Genomic DNA, 15079 nt, shown 5'->3' with positions numbered 1-15079 from the left:
AATCACTGATCTGGCTTTTTTCTACTATATGGTAGCGGGAGCAGGATTCGAACCTACGACCTTCGGGTTATGAGCCCGACGAGCTACCAGACTGCTCCATCCCGCATCAAACTGGTATTGGTGAAGCGCTTTTCAAACTCGCTTCAATCAATGTGCGCGTATACTAATGCCCGGCTAGAGACTTGTCAACGCCTTGTACAAACAAATCTTCTTGAGCATCGGGGTTAAAGTCGCCGACGGTGTCTAGTGCTTCTCTGACCGGGCGAAACGAGCGTCGGTGCTGGGGTGTGGCGCCCAATCGCGCCAACGCTTCCATGTGAACTGCAGTTGGGTAGCCTTTGTGTTGCGCCAGACCGTAGCCCGGGTATTGTTTGTCTAGCGACTGTAATTCTCGGTCGCGGGTTACTTTCGCCAGAATGGATGCGGCGCTGATGGCGGCTATTCGCATATCGCCTTTCACCACAGCCGCAGCGGGCCAGCGCCAATCAGGGCAGCGATTACCATCTACCAACACATACTCAGGTTGGGGGCTCAGCCCCTCAACGGCGCGGGTCATGGCTACCATGGTGGCCTGGAAGATGTTCAGGCGATCAATCTCTTCGGCTTCGCAGCGCCCAAGGCTCCAGGCAGTGGCTTTTTCGATGATTTCGTCAAACAGTTGGTTGCGCTTTTTTTCGCTGAGTTTTTTCGAATCGGCCAGGCCTTTTATGGGCCGGGCCGGGTCCAGTATCACCGCGGCGGTAACGACCGCGCCGATCAAGGGGCCACGCCCTACTTCGTCAACGCCGGCCAGAAGTTCGCCCTGGTAGTCACACACAAACGGCGGAAAGGGGGTTTTAATGGCCATAATCAGACGCCCCTGCACTTTCAAGTTTCAAGCAATCGCGCCTTGTGGTCATAGCGTTCTTCCAGCAGGGCCGCAATGGCCGTGGCCGCTTGCTCATCAGCATTCTGCCGCAGTGTCAGGTGCAGCTCGGTGAAGGCTTCAATCAGCTGTTCGCGCTTTGAGGTGTCTTCAAGCTGGCTGAGTACAGCGGCGCCCAACGCTTCCGGCGTAGCGGCGTCTTGCAGGAGTTCGGGCACCAGTTCCTGGCGCGCGAGTAAGTTTGGTAAGGCAATGTGGGGTATCTGCACCATCCGCGACAGTATTCTGTAGCTGAAATCACTAAGCCGGTAGCCCACCACCATGGGCTTTTTCAGCAGCATGGCTTCCAGGGTAGCGGTGCCAGAGGCCAGTAATACTGCGTCTGAGGCCGCCATAACTTCTCGAGAGCGGCCTTTTACAATGGTCACTGGCAAGCTAATTTCCAACGCTTCAGTAATGCCACGAATCTGCTTCTCGCGCTCGCGATTGGCGCAAGGGATCACCAACTGCAAATCGGGAACACGCCGTTGCAACCAGCGCGCAGCTTCTAGAAAGAGCGTGCCCAGGCGCTCGACTTCTCCCCCCCGGCTTCCTGGCAAGATGGCCAGAACGGGCTTATCAAGTTCCAACCCAAAATCGGCTCTCGCCTGCACAGTGTCTGGCCGCATAGGTATGCGATCCGCCAGTGGGTGACCTACAAAGGCCACGGAAATGTTGTGCTGGTGATAGATATCGGTTTCGAACGGAAACAGAGTCAGCATTAAGTCAACGGATTTGGCAATCTTGAAGATGCGCTTTTTACGCCAGGCCCACACCGATGGGCTGACGTAATGCACCGTGGGTATACCGGCCTCGCGGCAGCGGCGCTCTACTGCCAAAGTGAAATCTGGGGAATCGATACCGATCACCACCGCAGGGGGCGTGGTCAGGAAGAAATCCAGGAGGCGGCGGCGAATGCGCACCAACTCACCAATACGACCCAGCACTTCCACCAGACCCATAACGCTCAAACGCTCCATGGGCACCAAGGACTGGAAGCCTTCGGCCATCATTTCTTCGCCGCCGATACCGGCAAAGCGGGCGTTTGGGTAGCGTTTGCGAAGGGACCGTATCAGTCCTGCACCGAGGATATCACCAGAAGCTTCACCGGCGATGATGCCAAAGGTGATGCAGGATTCGGGGTTTTGCAATGTCAGCCTACCCGTTTAGCGAATGATGCCGCGATCGGCTCGGCGCAGCGATTCAATCAACAGTGTAATGTCTGGCAGGTCAGCAAAGTCGGCTTCCAGCGTTTTGATGGCTTGCTCGGTGGTCAGCCCCTGGCGGTAAATCACCTTATAGGCTCTGCGCAGACTGACCAGAATGTCTTTACCAAAACCGCGGCGTTTCAGGCCTTCCACATTCATGCCGTGGGGCTGCGCAGACTGGCCGCTGGCCATAACGTAAGCGGGTATGTCTTTCAGCACGATACTGCCGCCAGCCGCCATGCTGTGAGCGCCAATGTGGCAGAATTGATGCACCATGGTACCGCCACCCAGTATTGCGTAGTCGTCCAGGGTTACATGGCCCGCCAGAGTAGTGCAGTTGGCCAAAATGATGTTATCGCCCAGCACGCAGTCGTGGGCGACATGCACGTAAGCCATCAGCAGATTACCGTCGCCGATGCGGGTTTCGCCCCGGTCTTGCACGGTGCCGCGATGCACGGTGCAGTTTTCACGAATGGTGTTGTTGTCGCCGATCACCAGGCGGGTAGGCTCACCAGCGTACTTTTTATCCTGGCATTCTTCGCCAACGCTGGAAAACTGAAAAATTCGATTATTGCGACCAATAACAGTTGGCCCTTTGATGACCACGTGGGACATGATTTCGGTGCCTTCACCGATTTCAACACCCGGGCCTATGTAACTCCAGGGCCCAACGGTCACGTTATCTGCCAGTTTGGCTGAGGCATCAACAATAGCCTGGGGGTGCACTCCGGACCAGTCACGTGCCGCCATCAAACTTCTCGCTCCGCAGTCATGATTTCCGCCACGCAAACCACTTCGTTATTCACTAAGGCACGGCAATCAAACTTCCAGATGCCGCGCTTGGTCGACACAACGGTAGATTCCATATACAACTGATCACCCGGCAGTACCGGGCGCTTGAAGCGCACTTTATTAGCACTTGCCAGGTACTGCACAAAGCCATCTGCGGGTTTGCGGCCTACGGTATAAAAACCCAAAATACCGGACAACTGGGCCATGGCTTCTATAATCAACACGCCCGGCATAATCGGATTGTCAGGAAAGTGGCCTTCAAAATACTGCTCGTTGAACGAGATATTTTTGTAGCCCTTGATGGACTTGCCGCTTTCAATGTCAGTTACCCGATCCACCAGCAAAAACGGGTAGCGGTGCGGCAAGTATTCAAGAATTTCGTTAATGTACATCATGTTGATCGGCCTCAGCCCTCTGATTTCTTTTCCAATTCTTTTAGCCGTCTGGCCATGGCGTCCAACTGACGGAAACGCACCGCGTTTTTGCGCCATTGCCGGTTCGTTTCTGCGCTGGTTCCAGACGAATAAACGCCAGGTTCGCTGATGTCGCCGGTTACCAGTGTCATACCCGTGAGCTGCACACCATCGCTGATGGTCAGGTGCCCGGCCACTCCGGCCGCACCGCCAAAAACGCAGTGGCTGCCAATACGGGTACTTCCGGAAATACCCACTTTAGCGGCCATCGCGCTGTGATCGCCTATGTGTACGTTATGGGCGATCTGAATCAGGTTATCAAGTTTGACGCCGTCACCAATCACCGTATCTTCCAGCGCGCCGCGGTCAATAGTGGTATTAGCGCCCACTTCTACATCATTGCCCAGAACAACCCGGCCAATCTGTGCGATGCGGTGCCAAACACCCCGTTCATTGGCAAAACCGAAGCCGTCCGAACCAATAACCGCGCCGCTGAGAATGTGGCAACGCTGCCCTATGACCACGTCGTGCGCCAAGGTCACCCGGGGTCGCAGAAGGCTGTCGCGCCCAATACGGGTGCGCGCGCCAATCACGCAGCCGTGACCGACAACCACGCCTTCGCCAATGTCTACATCGGCTTCAATGACCACCTGAGCGCCGACGCTGGCCCCAACCCCTATGCTGGCGGAGGGGTCAATCACCGCGCTAGGATGAACGCCAGCGGGGGCTTTTGGCGTGGTGTCAAACCAGTGGCTCAAATGGGCATAGCCCAGATAGGGATTATCCATCACTAGCGCGCTGCAGGTGGCCAGCGCAACAAATTCAGGCGAAACAATAATGGCACCAGCTTGGCTGGTGGCAACGTGTTTACCGTATGACGGATTCGCCAGAAAGCTGATTTGCTCCGGGCCTGCGCACTGCAAGGTGGCCAGACCGGTGATGCGCTGTTGCGGGTCGCCCCTGAGGTCTGCTCCCAGCTCGCGGGCGATATCACCCAGCAGATAAGACGGTGCTTTCATCGCAGGTCTCCTGGCACTACGCCGTTAAAAAAAGGGTTCATAACAACCCGACTTAACGGTTCAGTTTCTCCAGGAGCTGCTCGGTCAGATTCAAATCAGGCTTCACGTAAACCACGGCTTCGCTCGGTAAAATCAAATCCAGGTCGTTTTCGTCCAGCAGTTCTTTTACCGCGACATCCACCTGCGGGCGAGCCGCTTCAAGGAACGCCTGCTTGCGCTGTGACACGGTGGTGTCCAGGCGTTGCTTCATGGCATTGAACTGTTGCACGGTCTGTTGGAATTCGCCGGCCAGCTTCTCCCGCTCACTGTCGTTCATCATGGCGCCGTCTTTTTGCAGGCGATCCTGCATTGCCCGCGCCTTTTCCTGCGTTTCACGAACCTCTACTTCGTCGCCGGCAAAGTCCTGTTGCAATTTTTCGCTGAAGGTTTTTGCGCTGTTCGACGCAAACAAGGCTTGGCGCAGGTCTACCACTCCAATACGGGTATCGGCCATGGCAGGAAACGACAGTGCCATTACGGCCGCAGCCACAATCAAGGTTATGCGGGACATCGATTTTCTCCTTGTTTCATTTTTATGATTAATCTCGTTTGAAAACACGCTAGAACGTCTGGCCCAACGAGAACTGGAATACTTGAGTATCGTCGCCGGGCTTGTCATTCAACGGCTTAGCCAGGCTGAACGCCAGAGGGCCCACCGCGGTAATCCATTGGAAGCCAATGCCGGCGGAGAAACGTACGTCTCCGAGATTCGGACTAAAATCACGATCTGTATCAAATACCTGGCCGCCATCGAGGAATATCGAAGTGCGCATTGAGCGAGTATCGCCAGCAAAAGGCGTTGGCAATATCAGCTCCACGCCCGCTTCTGTGAGCAGGTTACCACCGAAAGGATCGGGATCGGAACGGTCCAACGGATTGCTATTCTGCGCGCGGCGACCCAGAGAGTTGGCTCGAAAGCCACGAACTGAGCCAAAACCGCCGGAATAGTAATGCTCATAAAACGGCATCACGGTACGATCACCGTAACCATCACCGTAGCCAATTTCGGTGCGGGTTCGCAGAACCCAGCGCTCGGAGTCGGTCAACGGGAAGTAGAAGTCGGTTTTGTGCCCAACCTTGTAGAAGGTCAGATCACTGCCCGGCACCGCGACGTCTAGCGACAACGATTGACTATAGCCATCCGAAGGAAGAATGCCGCGGTTCAGGGTACTCTGTCGCCAACTGCCGAACAGGAAAAAGTTATTGAAGGCATCACCCTCTTCGTTAATAAAATCTCTCACTTCCTGAGCGCTGAAGATGCCCTCTTTCACTTTTGACAGGGTGTAACCGGCGCCGAAATTCAAGCGCGTGATGTTATCAATGGGATAGCCGAAAGTGACGCGCGTACCGTACTCGTCCAACAGATAGGATGAGATATCTTCTTCTTCGTAGTCCGTTTTACGGGCAAACACACTGAAACCGCGGCTAACACCGTCAACGGTGTAGTACGGATCGAGATAAGACACGTTGGCACTCTTAACAGAGTCGCTAAAATTGACCCCAAACGATACCCGTTTGCCGGTTCCGAAAAAGTTATTTTCAGACACGCTGGCGCCAAGGATAACGCCGGAATCCTGAGAGAAACCAACAGAGGCAGACAGACTACCGGTGGGCTGCTCTTCAACGCTATAGTTTACGTCTACCAAATCATCTGTGCCTGGCACCGGCACGGTTTCCACATTCACGCCTTTAAAAAAGCCTAGGCGCTCAAGTTGGACTTTGGAGTATTCAATCCGGTCAGAGGACGCAATGCCGCCTTCCATCTGGGTCATTTCCTGGCGCAATACATCGTCGCGAGTGGACACGTTGCCCGAGAAGTTCACCCGACGCACGTAGGCGCGTTTGCCCGGCTCAACAAAGAAGGTTACCGCCGCGGTACCGTCTTCGGACGTTTCAGGGACCGCGTTTACATCAGCAAACGCGTAACCTTCCCGACCCAGACGGAATGACAAACTTTCGGAAATAGCGGTCATCTGGGCACGCGAGAACACATCACCCACTTTTACCGGGATCAGATCGAGCAATTCCTGCTCCGGCACAATAAGGTTGCCGCGCAGACGAATGTCAGACAGCGTGTACTGCCGGCCTTCATTTAGCGCGATGACAATGAATACTTTTTGCTTGTCTGGCGATATGGACACCTGGCTGGATTCTACGTTGAAATCCAGGAAACCACGGTCTAGATAAAAGGACCGAAGGGTTTCCAAGTCGCCACTCAAACGTTCACGGGCGTACTTGTCAGAGTTAGTGATGGAGTTCCACCAGCCGGTGCTTTGCAGCTCAAGCAGGTCTTTTAACTCGTCATCGCTATATTCCTGGTTACCAACCAGGTTAATGTGATGAATCGCGGCAACACTGCCCTCGTTGATATCCAGAATGATATCAACGCGGTTGCTGGGTAGCTCATTGGCCGTGGCTTTAACACGGGCATTATACCGGCCTTGGCCAATGTACGAGCGCAGAATCTCCAGCTCTAGCCGTTCAAGTGTTGCACGGCGGAATACTTGGCCTTCTTCGAGGCCGGCTCCCGAAAGCGCGTCCTTAAGAATATCAGTTTCGATATTCTTGTTGCCGTCAATGTTGATAGAGCTGATCGACGGGCGTTCGCGGACGGTCACAATCAGTGCACCGGAATCACGGCTGGCCTGGATGTCGGTAAACAGGCCTGTACGGAACAGCGACTTTATAGCCTCTGCCAGCTCGGCGCCGTCAACCTGTTCGCCAATATTGATCGGAAAGGAACCAAAAACCGTACCTGCAGATACGCGCTGAAGGCCTTCAACTTCAATGTCAGATATTGTGAATGTGTCCGCAAGCGCGGGCTTCATACCGAGTGTGGCCACTGTCAGGCCAACGGCTAAACCTAGAAGAGTAAGTCTCATTCAAATATTTCGCCTGGTTAGTGCGCTAAGGGGCCGCAATTCTCACAACCGCATAAGGTCGTTGTAAAGAGCAAACACCATTAAAGTCAGTATCAAAGCCATACCAATTCGTAATCCAACGGCCTGCACCTGCTCAGACACCGGCTTACGGCGGATCGCCTCAATCGTGTAGTACAAAATATGACCACCATCAAGTACCGGTACCGGTAGCAAATTCAGCACGCCAAGGCTAACACTCAGGTAAGCCAGGAACCGCACAAAGTCTTCAAATCCCGAACTGACGCTAGCTTCGGCCACTCGAGCAATAGTAATTGGCCCGCTCAGATTGCTTGGCGACAATAAGCCAGTCAGCATTTTCTTGATGGCCACCAGCGTTAAGCGCGTATCTGCCCAGGTTTCTTCAACCGCGATCGGAAACGCTGCCAACGGGCCATAACTGATGTCGCGAAGACTGCCTTCCGGCCATTCCGGCACCTGCACCCCGGCTCCAATCAGGCCAATAATTTCACCCGTCTCTGTTGTGCTCTCTGCCGGAACAATACTCAGCTCGCGCTCGGCGCCTTCGCGCTCAAAACGCAGCACCAAGTTTTGCTCAGGCGATGTGCGAATGTGCTCAACCAACGCGAACCAATCTGCAACCGGCTCGCCGTCGACCGCGGTTATGCGATCACCCGGTTGAAGGCCGGCAGCGCTGGCACGGCCGTCTGCAGAGATTACCCCCAACACCGGCGGTATAGCAGGACGATTGGGCACAATCCCAAATTCGCCGAGCGGGTCGGGAGTATTAGTGCTCAAACTCCATCCACCCAACTCGCCCTGTAATAGGCCCTGGCCGCCGGTTACCGCGAAGCTCACTGTACCATGTTCGCCAGCACGCTCCAGCAGGCGCATGTTAACGCTGCGCCAAGAGCTAACATCGTGACCGTCAACTTTCGTCAACTCCATACCCGGCGTAAGGCCTACCCGCTCGGCCACCGAGCCCGGTGTGACCGAACCAACAATAGGCGCAACCGTGGTCACGCCGACAACCGCCAGAAGCCAGTAAGCAGCGATGGCAAATATAAAGTTGGCCGCGGGACCGGCAGCCGCTATGGCAATACGCTGATATGGCGACTTCGAGGTAAAAGCCTGATCGATCTGCTCTGGCGGCACCGGCCCTTCGCGGGCATCCAACATTTTCACGTAGCCACCCAATGGAATCGCAGCTACGGCAAACTCGGTGCCATGGCGGTCATACCAAGACCACAAAGGTTTACCAAAACCCACCGAAAAACGCAGAACTTTTACGCCAAAACGGCGGGCTACCCAGAAATGCCCGTATTCATGAATGGTCACCAGAATACCCAGCGTTAGCGCCAGCGAAAGAATCGTCTCAATGATCTGCATAGCGCCTCTCGGAATAATAGCTATCGTAAAAATCCGACTCTGATTTCAGCATGCCAGCTCTGCCACTCGGGCGCTGGCGTACTGTCGCGCTTCAGAATCTTTGCTGAAAATTATGTCAAAGCTGTCGGCCGGAACCGCAGCAACGGCGGATAGGGTTTGGCCAATGATAACGGGGATGTCAGTAAAGCGAACCCTGCCCTGTAAAAAAGCTTCTACCGCGATTTCGTTAGCGGCGTTAAGCACTGCCGGTGCGGTACCGCCTGTTTTAAAGGCTTCTGCGGCCAGCCGCAAACACGGGAAACGCTCGATGTCAGGGCGTTCAAAGTGAAATCGGCCAATCGCAAACAGGTCCAACGGTGCTACGCCAGCTTCGATACGCTCTGGCCATGCCAGGCCGTTGGCAATTGGCGTGCGCATGTCCGGGCTACCCATCTGCGCCAGCACAGAGCCGTCAGCGTATTCCACCATAGAGTGGATGATACTCTCCGGATGAACGTGCACTTCAATTTTTTCCGGCGAAATGTTGAACAGCCAACAGGCTTCGATCAGCTCCAGCCCCTTATTCATCAGGGTGGCAGAATCGACAGAAATTTTTCGGCCCATGGACCAGTTGGGGTGGGCGCATGCCTGATCGGGCGTTACCAGTGCCATGTCTGATGCTGGCATTTCACGGAAAGGCCCGCCCGAAGCGGTCAGCAAAATACGGGTAATACCCGCGGCATCGGGCTGGCGAATACGATCTGCCGGCATGCATTGGAATATGGCATTATGCTCGGAGTCAATGGGTAGCAATTCCGCGCCTGACTCGTCCACAGCATCCATAAACAGGCGCCCGGACATCACTAGCGCTTCTTTGTTGGCCAGTAAAACCCGCTTGCCAGCGCGCACCGCGGCCAGAGTTGACGGCAAACCCGCTGCACCCACAATGGCCGCCATCACCGTATCAACGTCCGGGCTTGTCGCCGCCTCACTCAGGCCAGCTTCCCCGGTCAGCACTCGAATGTGCGGCAAGTCAGACAAGGCCTCGCGCAGTTTTTCAGCCGCAGGCCCATCAGCCATTACGGCAATGGCCGGTTCAAACTCACGGCACAAAATCGCCATTGCCTCAACGCTTGAGCAAGCTGTCAGAGCGTATACTGAAAAGCGCTGTGGGTGACGACGCACGACATCCAGCGTACTTAAACCGATAGAGCCGGTGGCCCCGAGCACTGATAGATGGCGGCGTTGCATCAAGATAAGAGTCCAACATTAAGCCAACCAAGTTGAATAACAAACACGGTAAATATCGGTATGGCCGCAGTCAGACTGTCTATGCGGTCCATAATGCCGCCGTGCCCGGGAAGTAACCGACTGCTGTCTTTAATGCCGCGAAAGCGCTTAAGCATACTTTCGAACAAGTCGCCCAGCACCGACACCGCAGCGGTAACGATGGAAATAACAATTAGAGCAAGCGACTGCCCAGCCCCGGCATCCAGTGTTTGGCTAACCACCCATGCAAAAACCGCAACCGCCGCCAAACCACCCCATACTCCGGCCCAGGATTTACCCGGACTGACCCGCGGCGCTAACTTGGCATTGCCAAATTTTCGGCCAGAAAAATACGCACCAATATCGGCTACCCACACCAGCGTAAACACATACAGAATTAACAACAGGTTATTGTCGGTCAGCCCAAATTTGAACTCACCGCTGCGCAAATAATTCAAGCCAACCCAGGCCGGCACCAACACCAGCAGACCCATGGCCGCCCGTGCCGGAACCGAACCCCAATGCGCAGAACCTTTGGGGTAGTAAGCCACCAGGCCAAAACCGGCCAGCCACCAGAACAACGCTAACCAGAGCACACCTTGCGCCGTTATTGTGTATAAAGCCGCCAATACCAGCAATACGGCGGCGCTGTAGCCAACACGTGCGGGCTGCGCTGTCAGCCCCGCCATATTGGCCCACTCCCAGGCACCCAGGGCAATCAGCGCGGCGGTAAAAATTGCAAAACCCACAGGTGGTAGGAAGAAAACGCCACCTATAGCAATGGGCGCCAGAATCAACGCAGTTATTATTCGGGTTTTAAGCACAGTGAACCTGCTCTTGTTGTGTTATCAGAGCGACGATCGGGCCGCGACCTGGTCATCCGTCTGGCCAAAACGTCTTTGCCTTGCGGCGTAGGCGGCCAGCGCTTCCTGCATCTGCGGTTGCTTGAAGTCCGGCCAGAACACCGGCGAGAAATAGAACTCGGTATACGCCAGGTGCCATAACATAAAATTGCTGATGCGCTGTTCGCCGGCGGTGCGAATCATCAAGTCTGGCATGGGCAAATCACCCAGGCTCAAGTGGCTTTGAATCAGGTCTTCGGTGATATCCGATGGCAGCAATTGGCCACTAGCGACTTTTCCGGCAATTTTACGGGTGGCTTCCGTGATGTCCCATTGGCCACCGTAATTGGCGGCAATTACCAGCGTCATCGCTGTATTGTCAGCGGTGAGTGTTTCGGCTTTCGCCATCAAGTCCTGTAACAGGGGGCTAAAAGCCGAACGATCACCGATAAGACGCAGGCAAATATTGTTGCGATGCAGTTTGCGCACTTCGCGTTCCAGCGCAAACACAAACAGTTTCATCAATGCGGAGACTTCGTCTTGAGGGCGGCGCCAGTTTTCACTGGAAAACGCAAACAGGGTAACAACCTTGACACCCTCGCGGGCACAGGTTTCCACCACGGCGCGGACGGCGTCCACACCAGCCTTGTGACCGGCCACACCCTTAAGACGCCGGGCCTTGGCCCAACGATTGTTACCGTCCATGATAACGGCAACATGTTTCGGCCGGCTTGGTGCCGATTCCGGAATTGCTGCGGAAACAGTTGCGGTCATAACATCCCCTGTGCGGCCGCCGCGCCTTATGGCAGCAGTGAGTGTTGTATCCTCAAAATGCCGGCGTCAAACCGCCATCAAATCCTCTTCTTTGGCTTTCAGTAACTTTTCCACTTCCGCAATAAAGCGGTCGGTCAGCTTTTGCACTTCTTCTTCGCCGCGGCGCTCGTCGTCTTCGCTGATGTCTTTGTCTTTCAGCAGCTCTTTTAACGTGCTATTGGCATCGCGACGGGCGTTGCGCAATGAAACCCGGCCGTGTTCAGCGTCAGCTCGAGCCTGCTTAACCATGTGTTTACGGGTCTCTTCGGTAAGCATCGGCATGGGCAACCGAATAAGGTCACCGCTGGTAGACGGATTAAGCCCCAGGTCAGAGGTCATGATGGCCTTTTCAATTTGCGGGACCAGGTTTTTTTCCCAAGGTGACACCGTCAATGTTCGGCTGTCTTCCACATTCACCGAGGCTACCTGCCTCAACGGCGTTTCCTGGCCGTAGTAATTCACCATCACGCTGTCCAGAATGGAAGGATGCGCGCGGCCGGTTCGGATTTTGTTAAACGCTGACGTCAGAGCTTCAATGCTCTTGGTCATTTTGGTTTCAGCTTCCGTTTTGATCTCGTTAATCACTTGCCAATCCTCGATTTGTTCGTAAAACCGGACCCTGCCGGATTATTCAATCAACTATACAATCGATCAGTCAATCGACTATTCAATCGGTTATTCAATAAGAGTACCTACTTTTTCGCCTGTCACGATGCGGGTCAGAACCCCGGGGCTATTCATATCAAATACCCGCAGCGGCATGCCGTGGTCGCGGGCCAGGCAGATGGCCGTCAAGTCCATCACACCCAGTTTTTTATCCAATACTTCGTCATAAGTCAGGGAGTCGTATTTTACCGCTGTGCTGTCCAGGTAGGGGTCGGCTGAATACACGCCATCTACCTTGGTGCCCTTCAGTACCGCATCGGCTTCGATTTCAATACCGCGCAGGCAGGCCGCGGAATCGGTGGTGAAAAAGGGGTTGCCGGTACCCGCACAGAAAATAACCACGTCGCCGTCTTTCAGATCGCGCACGGCGCTGCGGCGATCGTAATGCTCCACAATACCACTCATGGGGATCGCAGACATAACACGGGTGCGGATGTTGGAACGCTCCAGGGCGTCACGCATGGCGAGGCCGTTCATTACGGTGGCCAGCATGCCCATATGGTCGCCGCTAACGCGGTCCATGCCGGCCGCGCTCAGAGCTTCGCCGCGGAACAGATTACCGCCACCAATTACCAGGCCAACCTGCACACCAATACCAACCAGCGCACCAATTTCCAGCGCCATGCGGTCCAGAACCTTGGGGTCGATACCGAAGCCAAGATCACCCATCAGGGCCTCACCGCTGAGCTTTAGCAGGATACGCTTGTATCTGGGCTGAGTTTTGGACGTTGTCGACATGAGGATCCCCTTTCTGGTCTATTGACTGCAGCGCAAAGCGGCGGCGCGATGCGGCAGGCTTGTATTTGACATAACCCTCGGCAAAAAAGGGACATCTCAGATACAAGCCCGCCACGAGAGCCGGAAAACCGGCTAACGTGGCAGACTTGGACGAAGCCGCCGATCAATCAGGCAGCTTCCGAAGCTGAAATCAGCCTTTGTTAATACCGGATGCAGCAGCAACCTCGGCAGCAAAGTCGACTTCTTCCCGCTCGATGCCTTCGCCTACTTCAACGCGAAGGAAACCAACCAGCTCGCCACCGGCCGCTGCAACCAGCTGGCCCACGGTTTGCTCCGGGTTTTTAACGAACGGCTGTTCGATCAGGCTATTTTCAGCCAGGTATTTCTTGATGCGACCGCCCATCATTTTTTCAACGATTTCAGCCGGCTTGCCTGCCATATCCGGCTGCGCCTTGATGATCGCCTTTTCTTGCTCCAGCTCTTCAGCCGGCATATCTTCAGGCTTGGCGATGCGCGGGTTTACCGCAGCAACGTGCATAGCGATATCACGGGCCAGCTCTGCGTCACCTGCGGTCAAAGCAACCACGGCAGCAATCTTGTTGGTGCTGTGAACGTAACCGCCCACAACCGCGCCTTCAATGCGCACGATGCGACGTACACTGATGTTCTCGCCGATTTTCTGGACCAGCGCTTCGCGCTTGGCTTCCAGATCGCCCGCCATCAACACGGCAACGTCGGTTTCGTTCTTTTTGAACGCAACGTCTAGCACGTCGTTGGCGAAGTTGATGAAGTTGTCATCACGGGCAACAAAGTCGGTTTCGGAGTTCACTTCCAGAATCAGGCCCACGGTGTGGTCGTCTGAAATCTTGATCAGTGAAACGCCTTCAGCGGCGGTACGGCCGGCTTTTTTAGCAGCCTTCAGGCCAGATGATTTGCGCAGCTCTTCAATCGCGGCGTCCACACTGCCTTCCGATTCAACCAAAGCTTTTTTGCATTCCATCATGCCAAGGCCGGTGCGCTCACGCAGCTCTTTGACCATTGCAGCGGTAATAGCAGCCATGTTGGGTCCTCTTAAAATTTCCGAATTCGGTAGGAAAGCCTGCCCAGAATTTGTCCGGGCAGGCTTTGAATCTCAGAGCAAGTCAAGCGTTGCTCTCAAGCCCTGTTCTCAAGCTCTACTCTGCAGCAGGCGCTCAAGCCTTACTCTGCAGCAGGCGTTGCGCTTGGGGCCTCTTCGCCAACTTCAACAAACTCGTCTGCGCCAACGTTGACCGATTCCAGGCAGGTGTCAGCAACCGCTTTCACGTAAATCTGGATAGCACGGATGGCGTCATCGTTACCCGGGATTACGTAATCAACACCGTCAGGGTTGCTGTTGGTGTCAACCACGCCAATAACAGGAATACCCAGCTTGTTGGCTTCTTTGATAGCGATACGCTCGTGGTCAACGTCTATCACGAACAAGGCATCAGGCAGGCCGCCCATGTCCTTGATACCACCAATGGAACGCTCAAGCTTGTCCATTTCGCGGGTGCGCTCAAGCGCTTCTTTCTTCGTCAGTTTGTCAAAAGTACCGTCTTTGCTCTGCGCTTGCAGTTCACGGTAGCGGTGAATCGACTGACGAATGGTTTTGTAGTTGGTCAGCATGCCGCCTAACCAGCGGTGGTTCACAAAAGGTTGACCTGAACGCTCTGCTTCTTCTTTAATGATCTTCGCAGCGGCGCGCTTGGTACCTACGAACAGAATCTTGTTCTTGTTCTCGGTCAGCTGAGCAACGAATTTAAGAGCATCGTTCATAGCCGGAACGGTCTGTTCCAGGTTGATGATGTGAATCTTGTTACGGGCGCCGAAGATGTACTTCGACATTTTTGGATTCCAGTAGCGAGTCTGGTGTCCAAAGTGAGCACCTGCTTTAAGCAGGTCACGCATATGTACTTGAGCCATTATAGTTACCTTGTAACTTCGGGTTAGACCTCCACGAATCCGATTGCACCAACCTATATGCGGTTTTTAACAACCGCAGGCACCCTGGAGCAACGTGTCGACCCGTGTGTGAATTTGCTGGATTCGTTTCCAGCGGGCGCGTTTATACCATATTTATGCCGCGCAATGCCATTAATTTTGTGCCG

15 protein-coding genes and 1 tRNA gene are annotated in these 15079 nt (G+C 54.7%); all 16 read right to left on the bottom strand.

The window, feature by feature from the left end; genetic code table 11:
• Positions 1–29: 29 nt before the first annotated feature.
• Positions 30–106 (bottom strand) — tRNA-Met (locus tag MIH19_RS07400).
• A 57-nt stretch (positions 107–163) separates the two neighbouring features.
• A complete protein-coding gene (gene rnhB, locus MIH19_RS07395) occupies positions 164–847 on the bottom strand; it encodes a ribonuclease HII (RefSeq protein ID WP_249008249.1) in 684 nt (227 codons plus the stop codon).
• Positions 848–867: 20 nt separating this feature from the next.
• Entirely contained in the window at positions 868–2055 is a 1188-nt protein-coding gene (gene lpxB / locus MIH19_RS07390; RefSeq protein ID WP_249008248.1) for a lipid-A-disaccharide synthase, read from the bottom strand.
• Positions 2056–2070: 15 nt separating this feature from the next.
• A complete protein-coding gene (gene lpxA / locus MIH19_RS07385; RefSeq protein ID WP_249008247.1) occupies positions 2071–2862 on the bottom strand; it encodes an acyl-ACP--UDP-N-acetylglucosamine O-acyltransferase in 792 nt (263 codons plus the stop codon).
• Positions 2862–3299: a 3-hydroxyacyl-ACP dehydratase FabZ gene (fabZ, locus tag MIH19_RS07380; RefSeq protein WP_249008246.1), complete on the bottom strand. Its 438-nt coding sequence runs from the start codon at positions 3297–3299 to the stop codon at positions 2862–2864. The genes lpxA and fabZ overlap by 1 nt, the downstream gene beginning before the upstream one ends.
• Positions 3300–3310: 11 nt before the next feature.
• On the bottom strand, positions 3311–4336 hold the full coding sequence (gene lpxD, locus MIH19_RS07375; RefSeq protein WP_249008245.1) for a UDP-3-O-(3-hydroxymyristoyl)glucosamine N-acyltransferase: 1026 nt from the start codon (positions 4334–4336) through the stop codon (positions 3311–3313).
• Positions 4337–4388: 52 nt separating this feature from the next.
• The gene (locus MIH19_RS07370; protein ID WP_249008244.1) at positions 4389–4886 is read right to left on the bottom strand and encodes an OmpH family outer membrane protein; all 498 of its coding nucleotides are present in this window, start codon (positions 4884–4886) and stop codon (positions 4389–4391) included.
• A 49-nt stretch (positions 4887–4935) separates the two neighbouring features.
• The gene (gene bamA, locus MIH19_RS07365) at positions 4936–7257 is read right to left on the bottom strand and encodes an outer membrane protein assembly factor BamA (RefSeq protein WP_249008243.1); all 2322 of its coding nucleotides are present in this window, start codon (positions 7255–7257) and stop codon (positions 4936–4938) included.
• 42 nt (positions 7258–7299) lie between these two features.
• Positions 7300–8643, bottom strand: a complete 1344-nt coding sequence (rseP, locus tag MIH19_RS07360) for an RIP metalloprotease RseP (protein WP_249008242.1) — start codon at positions 8641–8643, stop codon at positions 7300–7302.
• Between the two features lie 45 nt (positions 8644–8688).
• Positions 8689–9876 (bottom strand): 1-deoxy-D-xylulose-5-phosphate reductoisomerase, encoded by a 1188-nt coding sequence (gene ispC, locus MIH19_RS07355; protein WP_249008241.1) that lies wholly within the window; start codon positions 9874–9876, stop codon positions 8689–8691.
• Positions 9873–10715: a phosphatidate cytidylyltransferase gene (locus tag MIH19_RS07350; RefSeq protein WP_249008240.1), complete on the bottom strand. Its 843-nt coding sequence runs from the start codon at positions 10713–10715 to the stop codon at positions 9873–9875. The genes ispC and MIH19_RS07350 overlap by 4 nt, the downstream gene beginning before the upstream one ends.
• A 24-nt stretch (positions 10716–10739) precedes the next feature.
• Positions 10740–11507 carry a polyprenyl diphosphate synthase gene (uppS, locus tag MIH19_RS07345; protein WP_249008239.1) on the bottom strand — a complete coding sequence of 256 codons (768 nt, stop codon included), beginning with the start codon at positions 11505–11507 and terminating at the stop codon, positions 10740–10742.
• A 66-nt stretch (positions 11508–11573) separates the two neighbouring features.
• The gene (frr, locus tag MIH19_RS07340; protein ID WP_249008238.1) at positions 11574–12131 is read right to left on the bottom strand and encodes a ribosome recycling factor; all 558 of its coding nucleotides are present in this window, start codon (positions 12129–12131) and stop codon (positions 11574–11576) included.
• A 90-nt stretch (positions 12132–12221) separates the two neighbouring features.
• A complete protein-coding gene (pyrH, locus tag MIH19_RS07335; RefSeq protein ID WP_249008237.1) occupies positions 12222–12950 on the bottom strand; it encodes a UMP kinase in 729 nt (242 codons plus the stop codon).
• A 190-nt stretch (positions 12951–13140) separates the two neighbouring features.
• On the bottom strand, positions 13141–14010 hold the full coding sequence (gene tsf / locus MIH19_RS07330) for a translation elongation factor Ts (protein WP_249008236.1): 870 nt from the start codon (positions 14008–14010) through the stop codon (positions 13141–13143).
• A 140-nt stretch (positions 14011–14150) separates the two neighbouring features.
• Positions 14151–14894, bottom strand: a complete 744-nt coding sequence (rpsB, locus tag MIH19_RS07325) for a 30S ribosomal protein S2 (RefSeq protein ID WP_249008235.1) — start codon at positions 14892–14894, stop codon at positions 14151–14153.
• Between the last annotated feature and the right edge of the window lie 185 nt (positions 14895–15079).

Origin of the sequence: Marinobacter sp. M1C (assembly GCF_023314135.1) — a bacterium.
Lineage (GTDB): Bacteria > Pseudomonadota > Gammaproteobacteria > Pseudomonadales > Oleiphilaceae > Marinobacter.
Note: the sequence above shows the minus strand (reverse complement) of the source record. Positions and strands in the feature narration are given on the sequence as shown.